The organism is Palleronia sediminis (genome assembly GCF_004358695.1).
Taxonomy (GTDB): Bacteria; Pseudomonadota; Alphaproteobacteria; order Rhodobacterales; family Rhodobacteraceae; genus Palleronia; species Palleronia sediminis.
In genome coordinates this window covers 90,891-115,944 of sequence record NZ_SNAA01000010.1, presented here as the reverse complement: position 1 = coordinate 115,944, position 25,054 = coordinate 90,891, and the positions used below count along the sequence as shown (strand labels likewise).

Annotated in this window: 26 protein-coding genes; 12 read left to right on the top strand and 14 right to left on the bottom strand. The window is 68.8% G+C overall.

What is annotated here, in order from left to right; translation table 11 throughout:
• Window positions 1-19: 19 nt before the first annotated feature.
• The 9 genes from E2L08_RS10365 to E2L08_RS10325 all read right to left on the bottom strand — a co-directional run bounded on the left by E2L08_RS10365 (window position 20) and on the right by E2L08_RS10325 (window position 8,796).
• Window positions 20-1,699, bottom strand: a complete 1,680-nt coding sequence (locus tag E2L08_RS10365) for a bifunctional protein tyrosine phosphatase family protein/NAD(P)/FAD-dependent oxidoreductase (protein ID WP_240758194.1) — start codon at window positions 1,697-1,699, stop codon at window positions 20-22.
• Window positions 1,700-1,723: 24 nt separating this feature from the next.
• Complete coding sequence (locus E2L08_RS10360) at window positions 1,724-2,605, bottom strand: MBL fold metallo-hydrolase (protein ID WP_133397005.1); 882 nt, start codon at window positions 2,603-2,605, stop codon at window positions 1,724-1,726.
• Between the two features lie 17 nt (window positions 2,606-2,622).
• Window positions 2,623-2,838 (bottom strand): YgaP family membrane protein, encoded by a 216-nt coding sequence (locus tag E2L08_RS10355; protein ID WP_133397004.1) that lies wholly within the window; start codon window positions 2,836-2,838, stop codon window positions 2,623-2,625.
• Between the two features lie 84 nt (window positions 2,839-2,922).
• Complete coding sequence (locus tag E2L08_RS10350; protein WP_133397003.1) at window positions 2,923-3,357, bottom strand: DsrE family protein; 435 nt, start codon at window positions 3,355-3,357, stop codon at window positions 2,923-2,925.
• A 101-nt stretch (window positions 3,358-3,458) separates the two neighbouring features.
• A complete protein-coding gene (locus E2L08_RS10345; RefSeq protein ID WP_133397002.1) occupies window positions 3,459-4,124 on the bottom strand; it encodes a Crp/Fnr family transcriptional regulator in 666 nt (221 codons plus the stop codon).
• A 105-nt stretch (window positions 4,125-4,229) separates the two neighbouring features.
• On the bottom strand, window positions 4,230-5,825 hold the full coding sequence (locus E2L08_RS10340; protein WP_133397001.1) for a gamma-glutamyltransferase family protein: 1,596 nt from the start codon (window positions 5,823-5,825) through the stop codon (window positions 4,230-4,232).
• Window positions 5,822-7,336 carry a tripartite tricarboxylate transporter permease gene (locus E2L08_RS10335; protein ID WP_133397000.1) on the bottom strand — a complete coding sequence of 505 codons (1,515 nt, stop codon included), beginning with the start codon at window positions 7,334-7,336 and terminating at the stop codon, window positions 5,822-5,824. The genes E2L08_RS10340 and E2L08_RS10335 overlap by 4 nt, the downstream gene beginning before the upstream one ends.
• 3 nt (window positions 7,337-7,339) lie before the next feature.
• Entirely contained in the window at window positions 7,340-7,849 is a 510-nt protein-coding gene (locus tag E2L08_RS10330; protein ID WP_133396999.1) for a tripartite tricarboxylate transporter TctB family protein, read from the bottom strand.
• Window positions 7,846-8,796 (bottom strand): Bug family tripartite tricarboxylate transporter substrate binding protein, encoded by a 951-nt coding sequence (locus tag E2L08_RS10325; protein ID WP_133396998.1) that lies wholly within the window; start codon window positions 8,794-8,796, stop codon window positions 7,846-7,848. The genes E2L08_RS10330 and E2L08_RS10325 overlap by 4 nt, the downstream gene beginning before the upstream one ends.
• 93 nt (window positions 8,797-8,889) lie before the next feature.
• Between E2L08_RS10325 and E2L08_RS10320 the strand changes: the two genes are divergently transcribed.
• On the top strand, window positions 8,890-9,825 hold the full coding sequence (locus E2L08_RS10320; RefSeq protein WP_240758193.1) for a LysR family transcriptional regulator: 936 nt from the start codon (window positions 8,890-8,892) through the stop codon (window positions 9,823-9,825).
• Here E2L08_RS10320 and hydA read toward each other — a convergent pair.
• A complete protein-coding gene (hydA, locus tag E2L08_RS10315) occupies window positions 9,822-11,204 on the bottom strand; it encodes a dihydropyrimidinase (protein ID WP_133396997.1) in 1,383 nt (460 codons plus the stop codon). The two genes, E2L08_RS10320 and hydA, sit on opposite strands and share 4 nt — an antisense overlap.
• A 202-nt stretch (window positions 11,205-11,406) precedes the next feature.
• Between hydA and E2L08_RS10310 the strand changes: the two genes are divergently transcribed.
• Genes E2L08_RS10310 through E2L08_RS10285 form a run of 6 tightly spaced genes read left to right on the top strand, consistent with a single transcriptional unit; the run spans window position 11,407 to window position 16,914 of the window.
• Window positions 11,407-11,928 (top strand): adenylyl-sulfate kinase, encoded by a 522-nt coding sequence (locus E2L08_RS10310; protein WP_133396996.1) that lies wholly within the window; start codon window positions 11,407-11,409, stop codon window positions 11,926-11,928.
• On the top strand, window positions 11,925-12,476 hold the full coding sequence (locus tag E2L08_RS10305) for a hypothetical protein (protein WP_133396995.1): 552 nt from the start codon (window positions 11,925-11,927) through the stop codon (window positions 12,474-12,476). The genes E2L08_RS10310 and E2L08_RS10305 overlap by 4 nt, the downstream gene beginning before the upstream one ends.
• Window positions 12,469-13,221 carry a formyltransferase family protein gene (locus E2L08_RS10300; protein WP_133396994.1) on the top strand — a complete coding sequence of 251 codons (753 nt, stop codon included), beginning with the start codon at window positions 12,469-12,471 and terminating at the stop codon, window positions 13,219-13,221. Before E2L08_RS10305 ends, E2L08_RS10300 begins: the two co-directional genes overlap by 8 nt.
• 5 nt (window positions 13,222-13,226) lie before the next feature.
• Entirely contained in the window at window positions 13,227-15,566 is a 2,340-nt protein-coding gene (locus tag E2L08_RS10295) for a PEP/pyruvate-binding domain-containing protein (RefSeq protein WP_133396993.1), read from the top strand.
• Window positions 15,563-16,180 carry a gamma-glutamyl-gamma-aminobutyrate hydrolase family protein gene (locus E2L08_RS10290; RefSeq protein WP_133396992.1) on the top strand — a complete coding sequence of 206 codons (618 nt, stop codon included), beginning with the start codon at window positions 15,563-15,565 and terminating at the stop codon, window positions 16,178-16,180. Before E2L08_RS10295 ends, E2L08_RS10290 begins: the two co-directional genes overlap by 4 nt.
• Window positions 16,168-16,914 carry a phosphocholine cytidylyltransferase family protein gene (locus tag E2L08_RS10285; protein WP_133396991.1) on the top strand — a complete coding sequence of 249 codons (747 nt, stop codon included), beginning with the start codon at window positions 16,168-16,170 and terminating at the stop codon, window positions 16,912-16,914. The genes E2L08_RS10290 and E2L08_RS10285 overlap by 13 nt, the downstream gene beginning before the upstream one ends.
• Here the strand turns inward: E2L08_RS10285 and E2L08_RS10280 are convergent.
• Window positions 16,829-18,226, bottom strand: a complete 1,398-nt coding sequence (locus E2L08_RS10280; protein WP_133396990.1) for a CDP-glycerol glycerophosphotransferase family protein — start codon at window positions 18,224-18,226, stop codon at window positions 16,829-16,831. The genes E2L08_RS10285 and E2L08_RS10280 overlap by 86 nt on opposite strands.
• 240 nt (window positions 18,227-18,466) lie before the next feature.
• Here E2L08_RS10280 and E2L08_RS10275 point away from each other — a divergent pair, with 240 nt between their 5' ends.
• The gene (locus E2L08_RS10275) at window positions 18,467-19,246 is read left to right on the top strand and encodes a hypothetical protein (RefSeq protein ID WP_168771116.1); all 780 of its coding nucleotides are present in this window, start codon (window positions 18,467-18,469) and stop codon (window positions 19,244-19,246) included.
• Here the strand turns inward: E2L08_RS10275 and E2L08_RS10270 are convergent.
• The gene (locus tag E2L08_RS10270) at window positions 19,243-19,806 is read right to left on the bottom strand and encodes an HD domain-containing protein (protein ID WP_133397028.1); all 564 of its coding nucleotides are present in this window, start codon (window positions 19,804-19,806) and stop codon (window positions 19,243-19,245) included. The genes E2L08_RS10275 and E2L08_RS10270 overlap by 4 nt on opposite strands.
• A 23-nt stretch (window positions 19,807-19,829) precedes the next feature.
• Window positions 19,830-20,801: a glycosyltransferase family 8 protein gene (locus tag E2L08_RS10265; RefSeq protein ID WP_133396988.1), complete on the bottom strand. Its 972-nt coding sequence runs from the start codon at window positions 20,799-20,801 to the stop codon at window positions 19,830-19,832.
• A gap of 76 nt (window positions 20,802-20,877) precedes the next feature.
• Between E2L08_RS10265 and ahcY the strand changes: the two genes are divergently transcribed.
• From ahcY to E2L08_RS10250, 3 genes are all read left to right on the top strand, one after another.
• The gene (gene ahcY, locus E2L08_RS10260) at window positions 20,878-22,269 is read left to right on the top strand and encodes an adenosylhomocysteinase (protein ID WP_133396987.1); all 1,392 of its coding nucleotides are present in this window, start codon (window positions 20,878-20,880) and stop codon (window positions 22,267-22,269) included.
• Window positions 22,270-22,410: 141 nt separating this feature from the next.
• On the top strand, window positions 22,411-22,752 hold the full coding sequence (locus E2L08_RS10255) for a DUF2853 family protein (RefSeq protein WP_133396986.1): 342 nt from the start codon (window positions 22,411-22,413) through the stop codon (window positions 22,750-22,752).
• Between the two features lie 54 nt (window positions 22,753-22,806).
• Entirely contained in the window at window positions 22,807-23,784 is a 978-nt protein-coding gene (locus E2L08_RS10250; protein WP_133396985.1) for an FUSC family protein, read from the top strand.
• Window positions 23,785-23,792: 8 nt separating this feature from the next.
• Here the strand turns inward: E2L08_RS10250 and E2L08_RS10245 are convergent, their stop codons facing one another.
• Entirely contained in the window at window positions 23,793-24,056 is a 264-nt protein-coding gene (locus E2L08_RS10245; RefSeq protein ID WP_133396984.1) for a DUF7218 family protein, read from the bottom strand.
• 79 nt (window positions 24,057-24,135) lie between these two features.
• On the opposite strand from E2L08_RS10245, the gene E2L08_RS10240 reads away from it, so the two are divergent.
• A complete protein-coding gene (locus E2L08_RS10240) occupies window positions 24,136-24,999 on the top strand; it encodes a formate/nitrite transporter family protein (protein ID WP_133396983.1) in 864 nt (287 codons plus the stop codon).
• Window positions 25,000-25,054 lie beyond the last annotated feature (55 nt).

The window sequence follows — 25,054 nt, the reverse complement described above, 5'->3', positions numbered from 1 at the left end:
CGCCCACGCGGCGGTGGTGTCAATGCCGGCCGGGCCGGTCGGGGGCGGCCATCCATTCGCGTCCGCGCAGCATCGCCTTCCAGTAGATCGGCGGCAGCATCCGTTCCTTGAGGAACCACGCCGCGCGCGAGGGGCGCGTGCCGTCGATGAACGCCTTGGGAAAGCTCGGCAGCAGCTTGCCGCCATAGCCGAACTCGGCCAGCACGATCTTGCCCCGCTCGACCGTCAGCGGGCAGGAGCCATAACCGTTATAGACCGCCGGTTGCGCACGGCCGGCGATATCGGCCAGCACGTTCTCGGCGACGATGGGGGCCTGGATGCGCGCCGCGGCCGCCGTCTTGGCATTGGGGGCGTTCATCACGTCGCCCAGCGACCAGATGTTGTCATGGCTCTTGTGGCGCAGGGTGGCGGGGTCCACGTCGACCCAGCCCGCCGCGTCGGCCAGCGGCGAGACGCGGATGAAATCGGGCGCGGTCTGGGGCGGGGTGACATGCATCATGTCGAACGCCATCTCGACCCGGCGCGGCGCGCTATCGGGTTCCGCGACCTCGAACACGGCCGTCCGCGCCGCGCCGTCGACGCTGACGAGGTCGTGGTGGAAATTGAGTTTCGCGTCGTATCTGCGGACGTAGTCCATCAGCGCCGGGACATACTCCGCAACCCCGAACAGCACCCCGCCCGCCGTGTTGAAGGACACGTCGATATCGCTCAGAACGCCGCGCCGGGCCCAGGCGTCGCAGGACAGGTACATCGCCTTTTGCGGTGCGCCCGCGCATTTGATCGGCATCGGCGGCTGGGTAAAGATCGCCTGCCCGCCGTGCATCTGCTGCACCAGCGACCAGGTATAGGGGGCGAGGTCGTAGCGGTAGTTCGAGGTCACGCCGTTCTTGCCGAGCGTCTCGATCAGCCCCTCGACCCGGCCCCAGTCGAGCTTGAGCCCCGGACATACGATCAGGCGCCTGTATTTCACCACCCGACAGCCATCTAGGATGACCGCGTTCTCGCCCGGCTCGAAGGCCGCGACGGCGGCCTTGATCCAGCGGACCCCTTTGGGAATGAGGCGGCCCATGGTCTGCGCCGTGGTCTGCGGCTCGAAGATGCCGCCGCCCACCATCGTCCATCCGGGCTGGTAGTAATGCACATCCGCCGGCTCGATCAGCGCAATGTCGAGATCGGGGCGGCGCGCCCGCAGGCTGGCCGCGACCGCGATCCCCGCCGCTCCGCCGCCGACGATCACCACCTCGGCGGTCAGGTCGGGGCTGTCGGTGGGCGTGCGGCCGCCATTGGCGATCCGGCGGACCACGCCCGTCAGGTCGAACCCGGCCGTCCTGGCGGCCGCGAGGATCTCGGCCACCGGGCGGCGGTCGGCCTCGGACAGCGACCACAGCGTGACCGAGCGCATACCCGTCCGGCAATAGGCAAGCGTCGGGCCGGGCATCTCGTCCAGCGCGCGGCCAAAGGCGTCGGCATCCGCGTCGCTGACCTTGCCGCCCTCGATCGGCAGGTAGCGCGCATCGAGCCCCGCGGCCCGCGCCGCCGCCTCGATCTCGGCAAAGCTGGGCTGGTCGGGCCCTTCGCCGTCGGGGCGGTTGCAGATCACCGAGCGGAACCCCCCGGCCGCGATGGTCGAGATATCCTCGGGCGCGACCTGCCCCGCGACGGACAGGCGCGACGTGACGCGGTGCATGACGTTCTTCATATGGTTCCCCCCGTTTCGCGCCGCTTACAGCTTGCCCACCGGCACCTTGAGCATCGGATTGCCGTCGGCGTCCGTGGGCACCGTGCCGCCGCGCATGTTCACCTGCAGCGAGGGCAGGATCAGTTTCGGCATGGCGAGCGTCGCGTCGCGTTCCTGCCGGAACCGCACGAATTCCTCGCGGGACTTGCCGCCGCCGACGTGGATGTTGTGGGCCTTTTCCTCGGCAACGGTGGTTTCCCACGCGATATCGCGCCCGTTCGGCCCATAATCGTGGCACATGAACAGGCGCATCTCGTCGGGCAGGGCCAGCACCTTTTGAATGCTGTCGTAAAGCGTACCGGCATCGCCGCCCGGAAAATCCGCGCGGGCCGAGCCGCCATCGGGCATGAACAGCGTATCGCCGACAAAGGCCGCGTCGCCCATCACATGCACCATGCAGGCGGGCGTGTGGCCGGGCGTGTAGATGGCAAAAGCCTGCATCCCGCCGACCATGTAGGTGTCGCCATCCCTGAACAGCGCGTCGAACTGGCTGCCGTCGCGCTGGAACTCGGTCCCCTCGTTGAAGACCTTTCCAAACGTCTCCTGCACGACGAGGATCTTTTCGCCCACGCCGATCTTGCCGCCCAGCCGCTGCTGGATATAGGGCGCGGCGCTCAGGTGATCGGCGTGGACATGGGTTTCGATGATCCAGTCCAGCGTCAGGCCGCGTTCCTCGATCTCGGCGATCAGGGCGTTGGCGTGATCGTAGGTGATGCGCCCGGCGGCATAGTCGATGTCCATCACGCTGTCGACGATGGCGCAATGGTCGCTGCCGGGATCCTTGACGATATAGCTGATCGTGTTCGTCGCCTCGTCGAAATGGGCGGACACGTCGGGCTTGATCGATAGGTCGACTGGATAGGTCATCGGGGCTCTCCTGGGGTCTAGCGGGTGCGGCAGGTGTTGATGCCGAGCAGCCTGTAGGCGGGGCAGAACCCCGTGACGGCGGTCACGGCCAGCACGGCGCCGATGACGATCGATCCCCAGAACAAAAGCGGGTTTGCGAATGCCGCCATCGAGCTGAACAGCGGCAGCGCGATCAGGACGAGCCCGACGATGCCGCGCAGGATGCGGTCGAGATTTCCTTCGTTGGTGGTCATGGTGAGTCTCCTCTGGTTTCGACCATCATGCCCCGATGGCGGGCGATGTGTCGGTGACTAGATCACCGTCACCGACGCAATTCGTCAGAAACTGACGAATTTCGTGCCCGGATCGACGATTGCCGCGCCGATCTCGGCGGGGTCGGCGACGGTGACGCCGTCGATCAGCGCCGAGGGCTCGAGCCCCTTGCCCGGCAGGTAGATCGCGCAGACCTCGACCGTGGTTTCGGTCTCGCCCATGATCGTCTGCATCAGGCCCTGGGGGCTCATGTCGCGGGGCGGCTGGCCCGCGGTGGCGGTCTCGGGCGCGTCGCGCAGCGCCATATCGCCCGCGGGCCCGCAAAGCAGGACGCGGGTGGCGGCGCCTTGCCGGGCCGATTGCATGGTCAGGACCATCGACATCAACTGAACCTGCGCGTCGCCCGAGGTGACGATGACGGCCACGGGGGCCTTGTCCTGCGCAAGCGCGGGCGTGGCGGCAAGCAGGATCGCGGCGGCGGCAGAGGCGAAACGGGTCATGCGGAATATCCTTTTCCTGGCCGGGCGGCGGATGTGCCGGGACCGGTCGGGAACAGCCAAGCACGGCCGGGCGCGCGGCGACGGTGATCTTGTCACACAGCTCAGACCGGGTTCGCCCGCGCGAACCGTTCCAGCGCGGGACGGTCCGCGATGCGGATGGCGCCGCGCTTCTGCTCGACCCAGGCGCGGCGCGCGAATTCCGACATCTGGCGCGACACGACCTCGCGCGCGGTGCCGAGTTCGCGCGCCAGATCGCCATGGGTGGCGTCGATCAGGTCGCCCTCGCGGCCGAGCTCAAGCATCTTGTGGGCAAGCCGCGCATCCATTCGGCCAAAGGCGATTTCCTCGACGGTCAGGAACAGGTCGGTGATCCGCCGGGAATAGGCGGCAAAGACGAATTGCCGGAACTCTGGCGAGCCGGCCATCGCGTCGTCGAAGGCGCGTTTCGGGATCGCCACCGCCTCGAGATCGGTCTCGGCGATGCCCTCGGCCGTATAGTCCTCGAAGGCCAGCAGGCAGGCCGTGGTCAGCACGCAGCTTTCCCCGGCATGGACGCGGTAGAGGATGATCTCGCGCCCGTTTTCGGCAAGCTGCTGAACCCGGACGCGTCCCTCAAGCAGCAGGAGCAGGTTCTCGGGCGCCTGTCCGGGGCCGAAGATGACGGTGCCCTCGGGCACGCGCACGATCCCGGCACTGGCCACCAGCGCGTCGCGCACGGGCGCGTGCAGCGCGGCGAGGCCGGGAAATCGGTCGATCCAGTCGCTCATGCGTGGCCCCTGTCGCAAGACGCCGGTGCAGGGGTCGCCCGCACCGGCCACGACGCCATCATATAGCGGCGGCGCGGGGCAGGGCCATCGCCCGCGCGCCCGCGCTCAGAACCCGGCGGCGTTGCCGTCCTTGCGGGGGTCCGAGCCCGCGACATAGCCGCCCCCCGGCAGGCGCCGGATCATCTGCGCCCCGCCAAAGCCAAAGGCGCTGTCGGGCGCGGCCAGCGACAGGCGATGACCGCGCGCGGCCAGATCGTCCTGCGTGGCCTGCGGCATGGTCTCTTCGCAGGCCAGTTCGTCGCCCGCGACAAAGCGCCAGCGCGGCGCGTCGATGGCGGTCTGCGGGTCCTGGTTCCAAAGCTGGGTGCGCAGCATCATCTGCAGATGCCCCTGCGCCTGGATCGGCCCGCCCATCACGCCGAAACTGGTATCGGGCTGCCCGTCGCGCATGACGAACCCCGGAATGATCGTGTGAAAGGGGCGCTTGCGCGGGGCGACGCGGTTGGGGTGATCGGGCTCGAGCGAAAAGCCTGACCCGCGGTTTTGCAGGCTGATGCCGGTGCCCGGCACCACCACCCCCGAGCCGAAGCCGGAATAGTTCGACTGGATGAACGACACCATCATCCCGCCCGCATCCGCCGCGCTGAGATACACCGTGCCACCCGCCTTGGGCGCGCCCGGCCCGTGGCACTGGGCGCGGGCGGGGTCGATCAGCCGCGCCCGGCTTTCGAGATAGTCGGGGTCGAGCAGATGCGCGGCGGTCGTGCGCGTCATGTAGCGTGAATCCGCGACGCAGGCATGCATGTCGGCAAAGGCCAACTTGATCGCCTCGACCTGGAGGTGCAGCGCCGTCGGATCGTCGGGGCCGAAATCGCGGATCGGGGTGTGGTCGAGCATTCCAAGCGCCATCAGCGCGGCGATGCCCTGCCCGTTGGGCGGGATCTCGTGCAGATCGGCGCCGTCGAAACCCTTTGAGATCGTGCCGCACCATTCCGAGCTGTGGGCGGCCATGTCCTCGACCGTGAGCGCGGCATCGTGCTCGGCGGCAAAGGCGGCGATGCGCTCGGCCAGTTCGCCCTCGTAGAAGGCGCGGCCGCCGCTCTCGGCGATGAGTTCGAGGCTTCGCGCCTGGTCGGGGTTTCGGAACCGCTCTCCGGCGCGGGGGGCACGGCCCTCGGGCATGAAACAGGCGGCAAAGCCCGGTTGATCGGACAGCAGCTCGGCCCCGCGTGCCCAGAGCGCGGCGATGATGGGCGAGACGTTGAACCCGTCGCGCGCATAGCCGATCGCGGGGGCGAGAAGCGTCGGCAGATCGAGCGTCCCGAACCGCTCGGCCAGCACCGCCCAGGCGTCGACCATGCCGGGCACGGTCACCGTCTCCCAGCCGCGATCGGGCATTTCGCGGCGGCCCGCGAACCGCTCGGGCGCCCAGCCGGCGGGAGCCGCGCCCGAGGCGTTGAGCCCGTGCAATTCCTTGCCGTCCCACAGGATGCAGAACGCGTCGGAGCCCAGCCCGCAGCCGGTGGGCTCGACCACCGTCAGCACCGCCGCCGTCGCGATGGCCGCATCCACCGCGTTGCCGCCTCGCGCCAGCATCCGCATCCCCGCCTGCGTGGCGAGGGGATGCGAGGACGCGACGGCATTGTCGGCCAGGACCGGCGAGCGCCGGGAGGCATAGAGCGCATCGTGGCGAAGCTTCATTGCGGGGATTCCTTTCGGGTTGCAGCGGCCTTGCGCGCGCGCAGATGCGCGCGGACCGCCCATGTGATCGAGAGGGCGGCGGCGATCAGGAAGACGAGGCTCGTCGGACGCGTCAGGAACAGCGTCCAGTCGCTGTCGGTCATCAGCGCGCGGCGCAGGTTGGTTTCGGCGATGGGGCCGAGGATGACGCCCAGCACCAGCGGCGCCAGCGGATAGTCGAGCGCCTTGAGCGCATAGCCCGCCAGCCCCACGAAGCCGAGCAGGTAGAGATCCGTCACCCGATTGTTCAACGCGAAACTGCCCACGACGCAGCAGACGAGGACGATGGGCACGACCACCCATTTCGGCACCTCGGCGATGCGCAGGAACATCCGCATGGAAAAGATGCAGACGACGAGCATCATCAGGCTCGAAATCGCCATGGCGAGGAACATGCCATAGACTAGGTCGGCATTGTCCATGATGAGCCGCGGCCCGACCGAGATGCCGTGCACCATGAGCGAGGCCATGAGGATCGCGTCGACCGCCGATCCGGGGATGCCGAGCGCGATCAGCGGGATCAGGCCGCCGCCCGCCGTGGCCGAGTTGCCCGCCTCTGAGGCGACGACGCCATCGGCGATCCCTGTCCCGAACCGTTCGGGGGTCTTCGACGCCCGCTTGGCCTGGTCGTAGGCGACGAGGTTGGCGATGGACCCGCCCGCCCCCGGCAGCGCACCGACGGCGACCCCCACCAGCGACGAGCGGATCAGGTTCACCGGGCGCATCAGCACCTCGCGCATCACGGCCCAGGTGTGGAACTCGATCTCGCCGGTGGCCAGACGCTCGCCGCGCTTGATGGCGTCGGCATCCTCGACCTCGGAGGCAAGCTGCGAGATGGCGAAGATCCCGATCAGCACGACGAGGAACGGAAGCCCCGCGGCCAGCACGTCGAGCCCGAAATCGAAGCGCGGGCGCCCGAGGATCGGGTCGGTCCCGACGGTCGAGATCGCCAGACCGATCATCGCCGCGATCAGCCCGCGTTGCAGCGCGTTGCCGACGAGGCTTGCCACGATGGTCAGGGCAAAGACGATCAGCGAGAAATATTCCCACGGGCCAAGCCGCACGGCAAAGATCGCCAGCGGCGGGGCAGCCACGATCAGCACCGCGGTCGAGATGACCGTTCCGAAGAACGAGGCCCAGACGCCGATGGACAGCGCGCGCCCCGGCTGTCCGCCGCGGGCCATGGGAAAGGCGTCGAACGTGGTCGCCACCGAGGACGGCGTGCCCGGAATGCCCAGCAGCGCGGCCGAGATCAGGCCGCCCGTATAGCCGCCGACATAGACGGCCAGCATGACCGCGATGCCCTGCAACGGCTCCATCGCAAAGGTCAGGGGCAGGGTCAGCACGATGGCCATCGTGACGGTAAAGCCGGGAATGGCGGCCGCGATGATCCCGGCCATCGAGCCGAGCAGCATCCACAGCAGCGTGGTCGGCGACAGAAGCTCGGAGGCGCCGAGGAGGAATGCGTCCATTATCTAGCGGCCCCGCGGCAGGAAGACGTTGAAGATTTCGGCGAACAGCCAGTTCAGGCCGAACGAAAAGACCACGGCGAGGACGAGCGCGATGGCGATCGCGGTCCGCGTCTTGGGCGCGAAGGTGATCTGGAGCACGGCGAGAAAGACGAGCGTCGCGATCGGATAGCCGATGACCGGCATCGCCGCGAGGTAGAGCGCGAGACAGATGAAGACGGCGAATACCAGCCGCCGCGCCCGTGCCCAGGCCGTGATGCTTGCGGCAAAACGGCCCCAGGCGCCGGACGGCAGCGCGCGCAGCGATCCCACGATGGCGCTGACGAGAAGCGCCATGAGGATGCCGTGGACGAGCATGGGGAACGCCCCCGCGCCCAGTTTCTCGAAGCGCGAGGTCGGGATGTTGGCGGCCTCGACGAACAGCCCCGCCGAGATCGCCAGCAGGACCACATAGGACAGGAGCCGGGCGACTTCGCCCGGCCCCTCCCCGTTCGGGTGATCCGGCCGGTCGCTCACGGGGCGAGCACTTCGGCGAGGCGGTCGACCGTCTGCGTCAGGTTCTCGAGATAGGCGGTATATTCCTCGGGGCCGCGGAACCGCACATCGGCGCCCGAATTGTTGATCTGCTCGATGAACGTCTCGTCCTGCGACAGCTCTTCGAGCGCGGCGGCCAGCGTCTCGCGTGCTTCGTCGGGGCTGCCCTTGGGCAGGACGATGCCGCGGGTCACGGCAAGATCGAGATCGGCGCCGAGCTCGGTAAAGGTCGGCACGTCGGGGGCCTGCTCGACCCGCTCGGTCGCGCCGACGGCGAGAAACACCAGGTCGCCATTCTCGACGAACTGCCCGGCCGAGGCGATGTCGCCGATGGCAAGGTCGAGATTTTCGCCGACGACGGCGCGGATACGCTCGCCCGTGCCCTCGTAGCCGACATAGGAGAACTCCAGGTCGAAAGCCTCCTCGATCATGGCGGCGTGCAGGTGGGGAACGCCGCCCAGCGTGACGCCGATGGTCAGCTCGCCGGGGTTTTCCTGCGCGTAAGTCACCATTTCCTCGAAGGTCGAGAACGGCTGGTCGTCATTGGTGACGAGATATTGCGGCGAGGTGGTCATCAGCGCGACCGGATCGAAATCCTGCCAGGTCAGATCGGTGATCCCCGTGGCCGAGGCGGTCAGAAGCCCCTCGTGAACCTGGCTGATCGTATAGCCGTCGGCATCGCGGCGCGAGGCCTCGGTGAGGCCGACGGTGCCGCCGACGCCCGGCATGTTGATGACCGGAACCTCGGCGCCCAGGTATTGCGGCAGGTTGCTGGCCACGATCCGCATCAGCGTATCGCTGCCGCCGCCGGGCGACCATGGGACGATGAACTCGACCGGGCGGTCGGGATAGTCCTGCGCGAGTGCCGTCTGCGACATGGCCGCGACGGCGAGGCCGAGGCCCGTGGCGAGGCGCGTGATGGCGTTCATTGTGTTCTCCCTGGCTGTCATGTCGTCGGGCGACATCTTGGTATAGCTATAAGACAAGATCGCCTTCACGAAACGAATATATTTTGCATTTAGGTGAAGAGATTCTTTATCTGGGGCATGGATCTGCGCCAGCTTCATACGCTCATCGCCGTGGCCGATACCGGCAGTTTCGCCGGGGCCGCCCGGATCGTCCATCTGACGGCATCGGCCGTCAGCCAGCAGATACAGGCGCTTGAGGGTGAGCTGGGGGTGGCGGTCTTCGACCGGGCCAAGCGCCCGCCACAGCTCAATGCCAAGGGCGAAGAGGTCGTCCGCGCCGCCCGGCAGGTCGTGCAGATCATGGCCGAGACGCGCATGTCGATTTCCGGCACGCGGATGTCCGGGGTGCTCAAGATCGGGGCGATCCGCACGGTATCCATGCGGCTCGTGCCGCGGGTCTTTACGCGGATGCGCGGGATCTATCCCGACCTGTCCTTCGATCTGACGGTCGAGCTGTCCGAGCGGCTGACGCTCGACGTGTCGGCGGGCCGGCTGGATGCGGCCATCGTGGCCGAACAGGTGGGCGTCCCCGCCGGGCTGAGCTGGGCGCCCGTCCTGACCGAGCCGCTGATGCTGGTCGCCCCTCCCGAAACCCGCGGCCTGGATGCCGCGCGCCTGCTACGCGAATGGCCCTTCATCCGCTACGAGACCGGCGCGCCGCTGGCCCGCCAGATCGAGACCGAGCTTTCGCGCCTCGGCGTTTCGCCCCGGCTGATCGCGACGGCCAACACCATGCCCTCGATCATCGGCTGCGTTCAGGCCGGGCTGGGCGTGGCGGTGGTTCCCAAGATGGCCATCGCCGACGCACCCCCCGGTTCGATCTGGTGCCCGCCCTCGGGGCCGGGGGCGGTGACGCGGCGCCTCGGCGTGATCCAGCGGCAGGTCTCGTCGCGGGTCCGCGTGCTGGAAAGCATGCGCGACCTCCTGTCCGAGGCGGCAGCGGAAAGCGGTCTCGCCGCACCGGACCCCGGCGCGCCGGTCGGGGACTAGCGGCGCCGCACCACCTCTCCGCGCGCCTCGGCGACCATCTTGCCGCCTTCGATGACGGGTCGACCGCGCAGCAGCACGGTCTCGGGCCAGCCCTGCACCTCGAGCCCCTCGTAAGGCGTGTAATCGGCCGCGTCATGCAGATCGGCGTGCCGGATCGTGCGGCGGGCCTGCGGATCCCAGATCGCGATATCGGCATCGCACCCGACCGCGATGGTGCCCTTGCGGGGATAGAGCCCGTAGGTTTTGGCATGGTTCGTCGCCGTCAGCGCGACAAAGCGCGGCAGGTCGATCCGGCCCTTCATCACGCCTTCGGAAAACAGGATGGGCAGGCGCGTCTCGACGCCCGGAATGCCGTTGGGAATATGGCGGAAATTGCGCAACCCCTCGGCGTTGCGCTTGCCCTTTTCGTCCTCGTAGCGGAACGGGCAGTGATCCGACGAGAACAGGTCGAACAGCCCGTTCTGGAGCCCGCGCCAGCAGTTTTCCTGTTCGCGGCGGTCGCGGGGCGGCGGCGAGCAGACGAATTTCGCGCCCTCCCAGTTCTCGCGCGACAGGTCGTCCTCGGTCAGCATCAGGTATTGCGGGCAGGTCTCGGCGGTGATGGTCACGCCGCGCATCCGGGCGCGCGCGATCTCGTCCATGGCCGCCCCGTTCGAGACATGGACGATGACGATGGGCACATCGACCACCTCGGCCAGGGTGAGCGCGCGATGCGTGGCCTCGCGCTCGGCGGCGACGGGACGGGTTGCGGCGTGCGAACGCGGCCCCAGCTCGCCCGCCTCGACCGCGCGCTGGGCGAGAAAGGCGATCACGTCCTCGTTCTCGCAATGGACCATCACCCGCGCGTCGTGGCGCCGCGCCACGTCCATCGTCGCGAGTATGCCCGCATCGTCCAGCCGCAGCGCCTCGTAGGTCATGAAGACCTTGACCGAGCTGTGGCCCTCTTCGATCAGGGCGGGCAGCTCCTGGCCCAGAACGGCGGGGGTCGGATCGGTGACGATCAGGTGAAACCCCAGATCTACATGCGCCTGCCCCTCGGACTGGGCGATGTAGTCGCGAAAGGCCGCGGCCAGCGACTGCCCGCGTTCCTGCAGGCAAAACGGCATGACCATCGTGTTGCCCCCGAAGGCCGCCGAGCGGGTCGCGCTGTCGAACCCGTCCGCCATCTCGATCCCCGGCCCCGAAGGCTGCGCGATATGCACATGGCTGTCGATGCCGCCGGGCAGGACATAGCGCCCGGTCGCGTCGATCACCCGTGCCGCATCCTTCATCTCGCCGCCGATCTGGACGATGCGGCCGTCGCGGATGCCGATATCGGCCTCGAACACGTCCGAGGCGGTGGCGACCGTTCCATTCGCGATGACGAGGTCGAGGGGCATGAGCCGTGATCCCTTGTGGCGAGCGTTCGCTCGGGATCTGCACCCGGCGCACGGGCGCGGTCAACGCCCGTCTGCGCCGCGCGAGGCGGTGTCCTGCCGATCCGGGCCGGCCCTGTTCCCTCGGTCGTCGCTTTGTGCCAAAGGTCGCGCGCGGGCGGTGCGCCCCCGTTTTTCCACATCTCCCGCGAAAGGGTTCGCTGTCATGGTGATCTGGATCGTCGGCCTGTCGGGCGCCGGCAAGACCACGCTGGCCGAGGCGGTCGTCGCCCATGCGCGCCGGACGCGCCCCGATGTCGTGCTGGTCGATGGCGATGCGGTCCGGGCGGCCTTCGGCGACGATCTGGGGCATTCCATGGCCGACCGGCGCCGCAATGCCGAGCGGATGATGGGACTGTGCCTCTGGCTCGAGGGGCAGGGGTTCGGCGTGGTCTGCGCGATCCTGTCGCTGTTCCCCGAGCACCGCGCCGAGATGCGCACCCGCGCCGCCGCCTATCGCGAGGTCTTTGTCGATGCGCCCGTGGCGCAGTTGCGCGCCCGCGACGGCAAGGGGCTCTATGCGCGGTTCGATCGGGGCGAGATCCGCGATGTGGCGGGGCTCGACCTGCCGTTCCCCGCCCCCGAGGCGCCCGACCTGACCATTCGCAACGACGGCCCGCCCGAGGCGCTGCTGGCCCATGTGCCCGCGCTGGCGGGGTTGCTCACCGGCGCGGGCGTCGCGGCATGAGCGGCTATCGCTACACCGCGCGCGACCTGCTGGCCGGGCGCGAGGATTATTTCTACTCGCCGCTCGAGGGGCCGGGATTCCTGGCCGATTGGGCCGCGTCGCGCGCCGCCGTGCTGAATGCCCTGCCCGAGGCGCCCCCGGCCGGGGCCCCGCACCCCGCCCCCCCTTTGCCCGACGGCACCGCCCCCATCGAGACGCGCGACCTGCTGGGCGCGCTGGCCGCCGCGCCCGATCCGGTTTGGATCGACCGGCTGGTGCAGCGGTTCGAGGTCGGCAAGCGGATCCACGCCCGCTATGACGCGCGGCTGCGCAAGGGGGCGGGGCCGGTGGACGATCTGACGCTTTATGCGCGGTTCGCGGCGATCCTCGCGGCGAACGACCCGGTCGGGCGGCTGCCCCGGCTCAACGCCCTGCTCAAGCTCTGCGACCTCGTCTGCTCGCAACCCGCCGGGGCCCGCAGCCGCGTGGCGGGCGATCTGCGCGCAGCGTTGCAGGCGGAGCGCATGGCCCTCGCCACCCTGATCGAGAGGGAGCGCGAGCATGAGTGACCTGCCCGGCATCTCGTTGATCTGCGCCGACACGACGCGCAGCCGCGCCTATCTCCAGGCGCTCGCGCGGCACGGGTTGCGGCCGGCGCATGTGCTGGCGATGCGGCGGCCGGGCGGCGATCTGCCGGGGCAAAGCCGCGCGCCCCTGCCCGCCGCCCCCGCACGGCCCGATCCGCTGTGGCAGGCGGCGGCGTTCGATCCCAACAGCGCGCTCGAGGACGATCTGCGCGTGCTGGGCGCACCGGTCACGACGATCGACAGCGCCGATATCAACGCGCCCGATACCGTCGCCGCCATCGCCGCGCTGCCCGGCGATACGGCGATCTTTTCGGGCTACGGCGGCCAGATCCTGCGCCGTGACGCGCTGGGCGCGGGCAAGGCGATGCTGCATGTGCATGGCGGCTGGCTGCCGGCGTTTCGCGGCAGCACGACCAACTGGTTCAGCCTGCTGGCGGAGGGGACGCTGGGCGCCTCGGCCATCTTTCTGACGGCCGAGATCGACGCCGGCCCGATCCTGCTGCGCCGCCGGTTTCCCGCGCCTTTCGACCGCACGGTGATCGACCATCTGCACGACGGGGCTGCACGCGCGGCGGTTCTGGTCGAGACGCTGTCGGCCTACCTTGAGCGGGGCGCATGGCCGCGTGTCGACCCCGCGCCCGGCGAACGGGCCGAGACGTTCTATGTCGCGCACCCGGTTCTCAAGCATCTCGCGGCCTACGGCCCGTCGGACGTGTTCGCGGAGTGACGCCCATGCTGGATATCCTGTCGACCAAGGCCCGGACGCTCGGCAATCTCGAGGGACGTCTGGCCGCCGCGCGCGTGCTGCCGCAGGTCAGCTTCACCGCCGCCGAATGGGAGCGCGACCGGGCCGGGCGGCTGGCCGCGGTCGCTGATGCTTTTGGCCCCGAGGCGGCGGTGATCGTGCGCTCGTCGGCCCTGTCCGAGGATGGCAACGCCGCGTCGAACGCGGGGGCCTACAGCTCGATCCTCGACGTGCGCGGCGCCGCGGCGCTGGCCGGGGCGGTCGACGAGGTTCTCGCCTCGTATCGGCCCGCCGCGCCCGAGGACGAGGTGCTGGTGCAACCGATGCTGTCGGGGGTGGCCGTCTCGGGCGTGGCTTTCACGCACGATCCCGGCACCAACGCGCCCTATCGCGTCATCAGCCTGCATCGCGGGTCCGACACGGCCGCGATCACCGCCGGGCGGGGCGGGGCCGAGACCCATGTCGTCGCCCGAGGGGCGCCGCCCGATGCGGCCGCCGAGGCGGTGCGCCCGGTGCTGGCGCTTCTCGACGAGCTCGAGGCGCTGATGCCGGGCCGTCCGCTCGATATCGAGTTCGCCGCGCTGACGGACGGGGCGCTTTACCTGCTTCAGGCGCGCCCGCTGGTTCTGGCGGATGCGCGCGAAACGATGCCCGAGGCCGAACATCGCGCCGTGCTGGACCGGATCGCGGCGCGGGTCGCGACGCTGCAACGGCCGCACCCCTATCTGTGCGGGCAATCTACCGTCTTCGGGGTCATGCCCGACTGGAACCCCGCCGAGATCATCGGCACCCGGCCCCGGCCGCTGGCGCTGTCGCTTTATCGCGACCTGCTGACCGACATGACCTGGGCCTATCAGCGCAACAATTACGGCTATCGCAACCTGCGCGGATTTCCGTTGCTGCAGGCCTTTGCGGGTCAGCCCTATGTCGACGTGCGCCTGTCCTTCAACTCGTTCATCCCGTCGGACCTGGACGACGCCATCGCCGAGCGGCTGGCCGAGCATTATATCCGCCGCCTCGTCGAGGCGCCCCACCTGCACGACAAAATCGAGTTCGAGATCGTGTTCTCGTGCTACACGCTCGACCTGCCCGACCGGCTGGAAGAGCTCGCCGGTGCCGGGTTCGGCGCGGCCGAGCGCGAGGCGCTTGCATCGAGCCTGCGGCGCCTGACGAACCGCGTCATCGCCCAGCAGGACGGGCTGTGGCGGCTCGATGCGCAAAAGATCGACATTCTGCGCGAGCGGCAGGACCGGATCGGGGCGTCGGACCTCGAACCGCTCGAACGGATCTACTGGCTTTTGCAGGATTGCCGGCGATACGGAACGCTGCCCTTTGCGGGTCTGGCGCGCGCCGGTTTCATGGCGGTGCAGCTCTTGCGGTCGCTCGTGGCCACGGGCGTCTTTACCGAAGGCGATTACCAGCGGTTCCTCGGCTCGGTCGATACCGTCTCGGGGCAGTTCTCGCGCGATCTGTCGCGGCTCGACCGGGCGGCTTTCCTCGAGCGTTACGGGCATTTGCGCCCCGGCACCTACGATATCTGCTCGCCGCGCTATGACGAGGCGCCCGACCTCTATCTCGGCGGCCGCGGCCGGGACGCGACGGCGCAGGACGACAAGCCGGGATTCGGTCTCAGCCCGCGGCAGTTGCGCGAGATACGCGGCCTGCTCGGGCGTCATGGCATGTCGCTCGACGTGGTCGATTTCGTCGAGTTCCTGCAGGCCGGGATCGAGATGCGCGAATACGCCAAGTTCGTTTTCACGCGCAGCCTGTCGGACGTGCTGCGGGCCTTTACCGATTGGGGCGGCGCGCTGGGGTTCTCGGCCGATGACCTGTCTTATGCAGATATCGGCATCGTGGGCGATCTGAACGCGCGCACCGACGATCCCGCCACGGTGCTTGCGCGCAGCATCGAGGACGGCCGCCGCCGCTATGACGAAACGCGGCGCGTCTGGCTTCCGGCGCTGATTACCCGGCCCGAGGATGTGCTCGGGTTCCAGATCGCCGAAAGCGCGCCCAATTTCGTGACGCAGGGCAGCGTCACCGGGCCGGTGGTGCGATTGGCGCCGGGGGCCCAGCGGGCGGCCGACCTGTCGGGCGCCATCGTTTTCGTGCAAAGCGCCGATCCGGGCTATGACTGGCTGTTCTCGCACGGGATCGGCGGGCTGGTCACGGAATATGGCGGGATCAATTCGCACATGGCCATCCGCGCGGGCGAGCTTCAGCTTCCGGCCGTGATCGGCGCGGGCGAAGAGCTGTTCCGCCGCTGGTCGCGGGCGCATTGGCTGCGGCTCGATTGCGCCGCCCGCCGGGTGGAGCGGGTGTCTTGACCGCCACCCCCCCGCGCCCCGTCACCGCCATCACGCAGCGCCGGGACCTGACCGGCCCACCCCATGACGAAACGCGCGATGCGCTCGACACCCGGCTCGCCGCGATGGTGGCGGCGGCGGGCGGCGTGCCGGCGCCCGTGCCGTCGGGGCTCGGGGCCGAGGGGCTCGCGCATTGGCTCGACGCGATCCGGCCCAGGGCGCTGATCCTGTCGGGGGGCGCCGATCCGGGGCGCGACGCGGTGCGCGACATGCTCGAGGCGGCGCTGCTCGACCATGCCGAGGCCGCGCCGCTGCCCGTTCTGGGGCTCTGCCGCGGGATGCAGGTCATGGCGCGCCGGGCGGGCGGCGCCCTTGCGCCGGTCGGGGGCCATGTCGCCACGCGCCACCGCCTGAGCGGCACGCTCGACCACGAGGTCAACAGCTTTCATGCGATGACGCTGGACGGATGCCCGCCGGGCTATCGCGTCCTCGCCACCGCGCCCGACGGCGCGATTGAGGCGATCGCCCATGAAACCCTGCCGTGGGAGGGGTGGATGTGGCACCCCGAACGCGAGGATCGCGCCGATCCGCGCGACATGGCCAGACTGCGCGAGGTTCTCACATGCGGGCATTGATCCTGGCCGCCGGGCGCGGGTCGCGGATGCGGCACCTGACCGATGACCGACCCAAGGGGCTGACGCCCCTGCGCGGAGTGCCGCTGGTCGCGCGCCAGCGCGCGGCGCTTGCGGCGGCGGGCGTGCGCGAGATCGGGATCGTCACCGGATATCGCGCCGAGGCCTTCGCCCCCTATGCCGACGCCGCGTTCCACAATCCCCGCTGGGCCGAGACGCAGATGGTCGCCTCGCTCGCCCGCGCGGCGGAATGGCTGCGCGCGGGGCCGGTGATCGTGAGCTATTCCGATATCTTCTACGGCGCGGAGGCCGTGCGCGCGCTGGCCGGGGCGGTGGGCGGCGTGGCGATCACCTATGACCCCGATTGGGAGGCCCAGTGGCGCGGCCGGTTCGACGACCCTCTTGACGATGCCGAGACCTTTCGCCTGAAGCCGCCTTCGGGGGACGGGCGCCGCTGGCTCGCCGGGATCGGGCGCCGCCCGCGCAGCATCGACGAGATCGAGGGGCAGTATATGGGGCTCGTCCGCATCACGCCCGAAGGCTGGGCCGCCATCGAGGCGCTGCGCGCGGGGATGCCGCCCGAGGCGCGCGACGCGCAAAGCATGACCGAACTTCTCGACGCGCTGATCGCGCGGGGCACGGGTATCGAGGCTATCGCGACTCAGGGCCCCTGGGGCGAGATAGATAGCGTCGAGGATCTCGCATTCTTCGAAGGATCCGCCCCGCAAGGGATCTGAGCGGTCGGACCGGCGCGGCGGATTGATACGCCTCGCGAAAGAATGCAAAGCGTTCCTCGTCGACCGATGGATCGCGTCTAAGCACCTCGGACCTCAGCCTTTCGAATTGCCGCAAATAGGCAGCCCGGTTGCGGGCGGCAAACGGGCGGCGCGGCACCTCGAGCCAGTCGGGCCGCGACTTGCCCGACAGGATATCGGGGATCGCCTCGACCAGGTACTCGGCCGCGCGCCCCGGATTGCAGATGTAGTCGCCGCGCCGGCGCTCCACCCTTTCGGCGACGGCGGCCGGATCGGCCAGCAGCCGTTCGATGGCGGTCCGCAACTCGTCGATCGTGCCGGTCCGCAGCCCGATGGTATCGAACGGCCCGATCCCCTTGCCGGCCTTGGGGCGCGTGTCGTCGAAGAACACCACCGGCCGCGCGTATCCCAGGCCGAAAGATATGGCGACGGACGAGCGGTCCGTGACGACCAGCGCCGAGCGGCGCAACACGTCCTCGCCGGTGGGCGATTCGTCCAGAACGTAGCGCGGATGATCGTCGAAGCGGTGCATGAGATCCTGCAACCGCGCCGGGTCGCGCACCGGGTAGGGCCTGAAAGCGATGCGATGGTCTGGAAACTCGGCCAGCAGCATCGACAGGATCTCTTGGCCGCGCCGGGCCACCGACCCGAACCCCTTGATCGACTGGGTCGGGGCATAGGTGATCGTGTCGAGCGCGACCCCGGACACGTCCTCGGCCATCAGGTGGTCGATCTTGGGATAGCCGAAGGGCACCACCGTCAGCCGGTCGGGCCGCCCGCTCAGCAAATTGGCCGGGAACACCCGGTCGACGAAAGGGGCATAGCATTTCGCCTGCCAGTCCTGCGGCTCCTGCAGAACGGGGATGGCGTAATAGTCGGCATTGATCGCGACCTTTGGCTTGATGGCGATCAGGCTGTGATACTCGCGCCGGATCGAGGCATCGGGCAGCGAGTGGTGGATCGCGAACCGCACGGCGTCGGCGGGCGCGTCGCTGATGTCGACCTCGGACGAGATGAACAGGTCGACGCCGCGCAGGCTGGGCACATCGGCAAACCGGACCACGTAGCAGGCAAGCCCGGTATCGCCCGCCACCTCGGCCGGATCGAGGTCGAGCATCGGCGGCCACCCGAGGAACACACGGTAGCCGGCCCCGGCGATGGTCGCGGCCAGCGGGCGCATGGTCGAGATGCGCGGCTTGGCCTTGAACCAGACCAGAACGGTCGGCATGTCGCCCTTTGAGGCCAGCGCGTCGCGCAGGGCCGGAAGGTCGCAGGGGGATGGCTGTGGGGGCATTGGCGGTACCGAAGAGGTCGCGACAGGTCGAACGCGCGTGTCTTTGCTCCCCCGGTCCGGCGGGGTCAAGAAGCGCGCTTTGGGGCGGCTGCATCCCGCCGGTCGCGGCGCGCTGGTGCCCTGCCGCCGCCGTGCCCTAGATAGGCCGGTGCCGGGCCGACCGCCCCCAACCGGAGATTGCCCGATGCCCAAGGCGTCCAGCGCCGCGACCGCCCGTCCTGCCGTGCCGAGGCGCCCGCGATGACCGCCACGCTTGCCGCCGAGCTTGCGTTGCGCGTGCTGGCTACCGCGGGCATCGTCATCGCCGTGGCCTGGGCGGTCGAGCGGTTCGGCCCCGCCATCGGCGGCGCGCTGGGGGGCTTGCCCATCGTGCTGGGGCCGGGGTTCTTTTTCATCCTGCGCGAGAACAGCGTGGGGTTCGCGGTGGATGCCGCGACCTCGGCGCTGATCGCGCTGACCGCGTCGCAGGTCTTTCTGCTGGTCTATGTCATCGGCGCGCGGCGGTCGCGCGCGATCCTCGCGCTTGCAGCCCTGTCATGGTTCGCCGCCGCCGTTCCGCTGGCCGCGGTGCCGCGCATGGCCTGGGTCGGGCTGGCGCTTTTCGCCGCCGCGACCCTGTTCGCGCGCCGGGTCACGCAGCGGCTCGAACAACCCCGTCCACCCGCGCGGGGGGCGGGCGGATGGGGGGTGCTGCTGCTGCGCGGCGGGCTGGCGGGCGCGCTGGTGGCGGCGGTGACGCTCGTGACCGAGCGGCTGGGCCCGGCGCTGTCGGGGCTGCTGCTGACCTATCCCCTCGGGCTGAGCGTCATCTCGATCACGATCCATCAGCGCGTGGGGGCCGATATCGCCATCTCGACCCTGCGTGCCGCGATGCTGGGTATCTCGAGCCTTGCCGCCTTCTGTTTCGTGCTGGCCATCGGCCTGCCGCATCTGGGCGCGGCGCTCGCCTTTGCGCTGGCCGCCGTCGCGGGCATCGGGGTGACGAGCGGGCTTGCGCGGCTGGCCGCGACGCGGGGCTAGATCGCCGCCAGCAACGCGGCGTGACGGGCGACGAAATCCGCGCGGGTCTCGCGCGGGGGGCGCAGGACGATTTCCAGCCCCTCGGTCAGGGCGGGGTCGGGGCGGCCGAAGAACCGCGTCGCCTCGGCCTCGGAAAAGCCCGCGATGCTGACCGCCTCCATCCGGGCCGAGGCGCGGTCGGCCGCCTTGATCTTTCGCTTGACGGTTTGCGGGATCTCGGCCGGCAGGCCAAAACGCAGGCGGATCGCCGCGGCGAGCCGCGCATCGAGCGCGCCATAGCCCGGACCCACGGCCGCCTTGACCGGCGAGATCATGTCCCCGATCACGTATTCCGGCGCGTCGTGCAGCAGCGCGGCCAGGCGCCAGCGCGGTGGGGCGGCGGGGTCGATCCGGGCGAACAGCGCCTCGACCAACAGCGAATGCTCGGCCACCGAATAGGCGAAATCGCCGCGCGTCTGCCCGTTCCAGCGCGCGACGAAGGCGAGACCGTGGGCGATATCCTCGATCTCGATATCGACGGGCGTGGGGTCCAGCAGGTCGAGCCTGCGCCCCGAGAGCATCCGTTGCCAGGCGCGCGCGGGCTTCACCGGGCGGCCCCGCCGAGAATGTCGAGATCGCCGTCGAACCGGTCGAGATAATCGCACATCCGGCCCACCGACAGCGTCTGTTTCCACAGCGATTTGCGCAGCCAATCGCGGTTTTTCGACGGGGCAATCCCGGCCGCATCCGGGCTGCGGCCGAAATGCGCGGCGGTGAACCGCGCGAATGCGTCGTGAAAGCGCAGCGGCAGCCGTCCGCCCTTGTGCGACCACGGCTTTTCGGGGCCGATGAAGTGCAGCAGGTTCGGACCGACCATCTCGGACAGCAGGTTCGACGCGCGGGTGTATTGCCAGTTCCAGGCGGGGTGAAGCTCGGCCCAGTCGCCCTGCAGGACGGCATTCAGCAGGTTCTGGTCATGGCGGATCATGCGCTCGCGGTTCGCCTCGCCCAAGGACACGGCGCGATCGGTGATCGCCGCGGCGCGCCAGGCGGGCAGGTCCATCAGCATGACCCCCGCATTGAAATAGGGCGCGGCGGGCAGGCCCAGCCGGCGGAATTGCTCGGGGCGGCGGTTCGGCGTGCGCCATTGCGAATTGTCGCGCACCGCGGCCAAGGCGTGACCGTGCAGGTCGGCCCGCAGGAGCGCGGCGAAATCGCCCCGTTCGACAAAGATATCGGCGTCGAGATAGAGCACCCGGCGATAATCGCGGGCGAATGCCTCGGGCAGGGCGAGCCTGAGATAGACGATATCGGTGCGCCCCTCGTCCAGCCGCAGCCCGTCGAACCGCCCGCCCGTGGCGATGCCGCATAGCCGGATGCCCAGATGCGACAGGCTGTCGGGCAGCGGTGCGGGCGGCACGGTGCCGCACAGGCAGATGTCGAAATCGCGCGCCGAGTGCAGCGCGGCGATCTGCGCGGCCGCGTGCAGCGCAAAGGCCGCATAGTCCCCATCGGCGACAAAGACGATCGCAGCATCTGACGCGGCCGGGCGGTCGCTGGTGACTGGGTGTTCCATCGCTCTCCGCGGTCGATTGCCGGCAATCCCCAGCGGTGATAAAGGCCCCGCGACACCGCATTCAAGGATGGACCGCATGGCCAAGGATTATGTCGTCAAGGATATCACGCTTGCAGGCTATGGCCGCAAGGAACTCGATATCGCAGAGACAGAGATGCCCGGCCTCATGGCGCTGCGCGAGAAATACGGCAAGGACAAGCCGCTTTCGGGCGCGCGGATCGTCGGATCGCTGCACATGACGATCCAGACCGCCGTTCTGATCGAGACGCTGACCGCGCTGGGCGCGGATGTGCGCTGGGCCTCGTGCAACATCTTTTCGACGCAGGACCACGCCGCCGCGGCTGTGGCCGAGGCCGGGGTGCCCGTCTTTGCGGTCAAGGGGCAGACCCTCGTGGAGCATTGGGACTATCTCGACCGGTCCTTCATGTTCGAGGACGGCCCGAACCTGATCCTCGACGATGGCGGCGACGCGACGCTCTACATCCTGCTCGGCGCGCGGGTCGAGGCCGGCGAGGAGGACCTGATCGCCGTGCCCACCTCGGAGGAAGAGCAGGCGATCTTCGACCAGATCCGCAAGCGGATGAAGGAAACCCCCGGCTGGTTCGGCCGGATGCGCGACCAGATCAAGGGCGTGTCCGAGGAAACGACGACCGGGGTTCACCGGCTCTATGACCTCAAGAAAAAGGGCCAGCTCCCGTTCCCGGCGATCAACGTCAACGACAGCGTCACCAAGTCCAAGTTCGACAACAAGTATGGCTGCAAGGAAAGCCTGGTCGACGGCATCCGGCGCGCCACCGACACGATGATGGCGGGCAAGGTCGCCGTGGTCTGCGGCTATGGCGACGTTGGCAAGGGCTCGGCCGCCAGCCTGCGCGGTGCGGGCGCGCGGGTGAAAGTGACCGAGGTCGACCCGATCTGCGCGCTTCAGGCGGCGATGGACGGGTTCGAGGTCGTGCTGCTCGAGGACGTGATCGACAGCGCCGACATTTTCATCACCACGACGGGCAACCGGGACGTGATCCGCATCGAGCATATGCGCGCGATGAAGGACATGGCCATCGTCGGCAATATCGGCCATTTCGACAACGAGATCCAGGTTGCCAGCCTCAAGAACCACAAGTGGACCAACATCAAGGACCAGGTGGACATGATCGAGATGCCTTCGGGCAACCGGATCATCCTGCTGTCCGAGGGCCGTCTGCTGAACCTCGGCAACGCGACGGGCCATCCGTCCTTTGTCATGTCGGCCTCGTTCACCAACCAGGTGCTCGCCCAGATCGAGCTGTGGCGGAACGGCGGCGAATACGAGAACGACGTCTACATCCTGCCCAAGCATCTCGACGAGATGGTGGCCGCGCTGCATCTCGAAAAGATCGGGGCCAAGCTGACCAAGCTCGACCCCGAACAGGCGGCCTATATCGGCGTCGCGCCCGAGGGTCCGTTCAAGCCCGAACACTACCGCTACTGATCCTGCGCGGCACGACGTTCGCCCGTGCCGCGTGCCCGCCCCGGCCCCGAAATCCCTTTATCGGGCCGGGGCGGGCGGCTACCCTTGCGGAACCGGCGGAACCGACCGCCAGTCGACGGGGCCGATCCGGGGGGGAGAACGATGGGCAAACGCGACGATCTGATCGAGAAATACGCGGCCGACCTGCGCGAGACCTGCGGGGTCGAGCCCGACATGGAGCTTTTGCGCAAGGTCACGATCGGCTGCGGTCCGGCGATCTACCGCGAGGACGCCTCGACCGTCGCCGCATCCGACACCCAAGAGTTGAAGCGGATCGAGGACGGCTTCCTGCGCAAGAAACTCGGCCTGCCCGAAAGTGACAGCCTGATGGGCGGCATCCAGGAGGTGCTGCGCATCTACGGACGCTCCAACCGGAACAAATACCGGGCTGTGGTCTATTACCTTCTGGTCAAGCATTTCGACCGCGAGTCCGTCTATACCTGACGCCGCGGCGCCACCGACAGGCGCCCGCGCGCGCCCATCGGCTGGAACCCCTGCATGAACACGTTGCAAAGCTGGATGTTCGAGGGCGGCGGGCCGATGCCCTGGCGGTCGGTCGCCGTGACCTGCGCGGCCATCGTCCTGCCCGCGGTGGTGGCGATCCTGATCTTCGGGCGCGTCGGGTCGATCGCCTTCGTCGCGGCCATGCCCGCCCATCTCGCCGCCAAGGATGCGGGCATCCGGCTGGGCGGGGTGGTCACGGTCGTGATGGGCATGGCGGGGCTTCTGTCGCTGGGCGCGCCCGACATGGCAGTGATGGTGGCGGTGATCCTGGGGCTGATGTGCGGCGTCGCGGGCACCTACGGGCTGGCGCGGCCCTGCATCCGGGCGCTGCTGACATGGGCGGTCTTTACCTCGCCGATCCTCGAAAGCGGCGAGAAACCGATGCTGATGCTGATATTCCTGCTGGCGGGCGGCTGGGCCTTGCTCATCACCGGCTGGTTCGGCGAGACCCGCACGACGGGCGAAGAGGATCGCGAAAGCCGCAGATACGCGATGGTCTTCGGCGTCATGACGGCCGTGGGGCTGGGAATCTCGGTCTGGATCGGGGCGCGGTTCTTCGGCGATCACGGGTTCTGGTTCCCGCTGACATTCGCCGTGCTGGTGCTGCCGCCGCATGGCGGCCTGGCGGGGCGCACGGTCAAGCGCAGCGTCGGCACCGTGCTGGGCACCGCTGCCGCGTTGGGAGTGGGGCTGCTGTCGCCCGGCCCCTGGATCGTGGCGGGCATCGGCCTGCTATGTCTGCCGGTGGCGTTCCGGCTCTTGCCGGTCAGCTATACGCTGTTCACCGCGCTTTTGACCGTCGCCATCATCGAGGTGCTGGCGCTGGTGTCGCAGGTGGGATCGCTCGCGCTCGAGCGGCTGGGCACCATGGCCGCGGCGGCGGCGATGACGCTGGTTCTGGGGGCCCTGGGCTGGCTCGCGCTTCGGCTGATGGCACCGGGGGCGGCGCGCGCCCTTCTCGACCAGGGATGAGCCGCGGCTCAGTGGTTGCGCAGGGCCTCGATCAGCTCGTCCTTGTCCATGGTCGAGCGCCCGTCGACCCCGATTTCCTGCGCCCGCGCATAGAGGTCGTCCTTGGTCCAATCCTCGTAGCGGGGCGCCTTGCCGCCCTTGTGGCCGGGGTTCATGCTGTCATTGGCCTGCGCATTGGCGATCCGCGCGGCCTTTTCCTTGGACGCGCCTTCTTCGCGCAATGCCTCGAACGTCTCGTCGTCCTTGATGGACGGGCCGTGGTCTTTGGTCATGTCATCCTCCGCGCAGACTGCGATTGCGGAACAAGTTGCCCGGCGGCAGGGTTCCGTAGTGTCGTTCGGGAAAGGGCATATGGATAGCACCGAAGAGCGTGTACGCGCCCACGAGGAAAAGCGCACCAATCGCGAGAACGGGAAGGCATCGGAGGATGCCGAAAAGCAGGTCGACCGCGCCTCGCGCCTGACGGCCAAGCTGATCTACGAGGTCATCCGCCGCGACGGGGCCGAGGAGATGACCCGCCCGCGCACATCTTTGGTGTTCTCGGGTCTGGCCGCGGGCATCCTCATCGCCTTTTCGGTACTGGGCGAGGCGATCTTTCGCGCGCATCTGCCGGACACGCCGTGGCGCCCGCTGGTCGAGAGCCTCGGCTACACGCTGGGCTTTCTGCTGGTCATCAAGGGCCGGATGCAGCTTTTCACCGAGAACACCATCACCACGGTTCTGCCGCTGATGTCGCAGCCCTGCCGGGAATATTTCTACCTCACGGGGCGGCTCTGGGCGATCGTGCTGCTGTCGAACGTCGTCGGTGCCTTCGTGGCGGCGACCTTCATCGGCTATTCGGGGGCCTTTTCGCCCGAGATCCACGACGCGATGCGCAGTATCTCGGAACATGCCGTGCTGAACCCCCCGCTCGAGGGCTTCGCCAAGGCGGTGCCCGCGGGCGTCATCATCGCCGCCATCGTCTGGATGCTGCCCACGGTGCCGCATAACCCCTATTTCATCATCGTCACCTTTACCTGGCTGATCGCGGCGGGCGATTTCACCCATATCATCGCCGGATCGGTCGAGATGGCCTATCTCGTGGTGCAGGGGCTCATCGGCTGGTCAGAGTCGCTGACGTTCTTCGGGCCGGTCCTGCTCGGCAACGTGGTCGGCGGAACGGCGGTGTTCACCATCATCACCTGGGCGCAGGTGGCCACCGAGGTCGAGAATTGAGCGCGGCGAAAAACGTGAAGCCGCGGCGTCTTTCCGTAACGCTCCCCCCGCCCTA

Coding starts and splice junctions, on each gene's coding strand:
- E2L08_RS10365 (WP_240758194.1), bottom strand. CDS start 1,699: ATGAAGAACGTCATGCACCGCGTCACGTCGCGCCTGTCCGTCGCGGGG.
- E2L08_RS10360 (WP_133397005.1), bottom strand. CDS start 2,605: ATGACCTATCCAGTCGACCTATCGATCAAGCCCGACGTGTCCGCCCAT.
- E2L08_RS10355 (WP_133397004.1), bottom strand. CDS start 2,838: ATGACCACCAACGAAGGAAATCTCGACCGCATCCTGCGCGGCATCGTC.
- E2L08_RS10350 (WP_133397003.1), bottom strand. CDS start 3,357: ATGACCCGTTTCGCCTCTGCCGCCGCCGCGATCCTGCTTGCCGCCACG.
- E2L08_RS10345 (WP_133397002.1), bottom strand. CDS start 4,124: ATGAGCGACTGGATCGACCGATTTCCCGGCCTCGCCGCGCTGCACGCG.
- E2L08_RS10340 (WP_133397001.1), bottom strand. CDS start 5,825: ATGAAGCTTCGCCACGATGCGCTCTATGCCTCCCGGCGCTCGCCGGTC.
- E2L08_RS10335 (WP_133397000.1), bottom strand. CDS start 7,336: ATGGACGCATTCCTCCTCGGCGCCTCCGAGCTTCTGTCGCCGACCACG.
- E2L08_RS10325 (WP_133396998.1), bottom strand. CDS start 8,796: ATGAACGCCATCACGCGCCTCGCCACGGGCCTCGGCCTCGCCGTCGCG.
- hydA (WP_133396997.1), bottom strand. CDS start 11,204: ATGCCCCTCGACCTCGTCATCGCGAATGGAACGGTCGCCACCGCCTCG.
- E2L08_RS10310 (WP_133396996.1), top strand. CDS start 11,407: ATGGTGATCTGGATCGTCGGCCTGTCGGGCGCCGGCAAGACCACGCTG.
- E2L08_RS10305 (WP_133396995.1), top strand. CDS start 11,925: ATGAGCGGCTATCGCTACACCGCGCGCGACCTGCTGGCCGGGCGCGAG.
- E2L08_RS10300 (WP_133396994.1), top strand. CDS start 12,469: ATGAGTGACCTGCCCGGCATCTCGTTGATCTGCGCCGACACGACGCGC.
- E2L08_RS10295 (WP_133396993.1), top strand. CDS start 13,227: ATGCTGGATATCCTGTCGACCAAGGCCCGGACGCTCGGCAATCTCGAG.
- E2L08_RS10285 (WP_133396991.1), top strand. CDS start 16,168: ATGCGGGCATTGATCCTGGCCGCCGGGCGCGGGTCGCGGATGCGGCAC.
- E2L08_RS10280 (WP_133396990.1), bottom strand. CDS start 18,226: ATGCCCCCACAGCCATCCCCCTGCGACCTTCCGGCCCTGCGCGACGCG.
- E2L08_RS10275 (WP_168771116.1), top strand. CDS start 18,467: ATGACCGCCACGCTTGCCGCCGAGCTTGCGTTGCGCGTGCTGGCTACC.
- E2L08_RS10270 (WP_133397028.1), bottom strand. CDS start 19,806: ATGCTCTCGGGGCGCAGGCTCGACCTGCTGGACCCCACGCCCGTCGAT.
- E2L08_RS10265 (WP_133396988.1), bottom strand. CDS start 20,801: ATGGAACACCCAGTCACCAGCGACCGCCCGGCCGCGTCAGATGCTGCG.
- ahcY (WP_133396987.1), top strand. CDS start 20,878: ATGGCCAAGGATTATGTCGTCAAGGATATCACGCTTGCAGGCTATGGC.
- E2L08_RS10255 (WP_133396986.1), top strand. CDS start 22,411: ATGGGCAAACGCGACGATCTGATCGAGAAATACGCGGCCGACCTGCGC.
- E2L08_RS10250 (WP_133396985.1), top strand. CDS start 22,807: ATGAACACGTTGCAAAGCTGGATGTTCGAGGGCGGCGGGCCGATGCCC.
- E2L08_RS10245 (WP_133396984.1), bottom strand. CDS start 24,056: ATGACCAAAGACCACGGCCCGTCCATCAAGGACGACGAGACGTTCGAG.
- E2L08_RS10240 (WP_133396983.1), top strand. CDS start 24,136: ATGGATAGCACCGAAGAGCGTGTACGCGCCCACGAGGAAAAGCGCACC.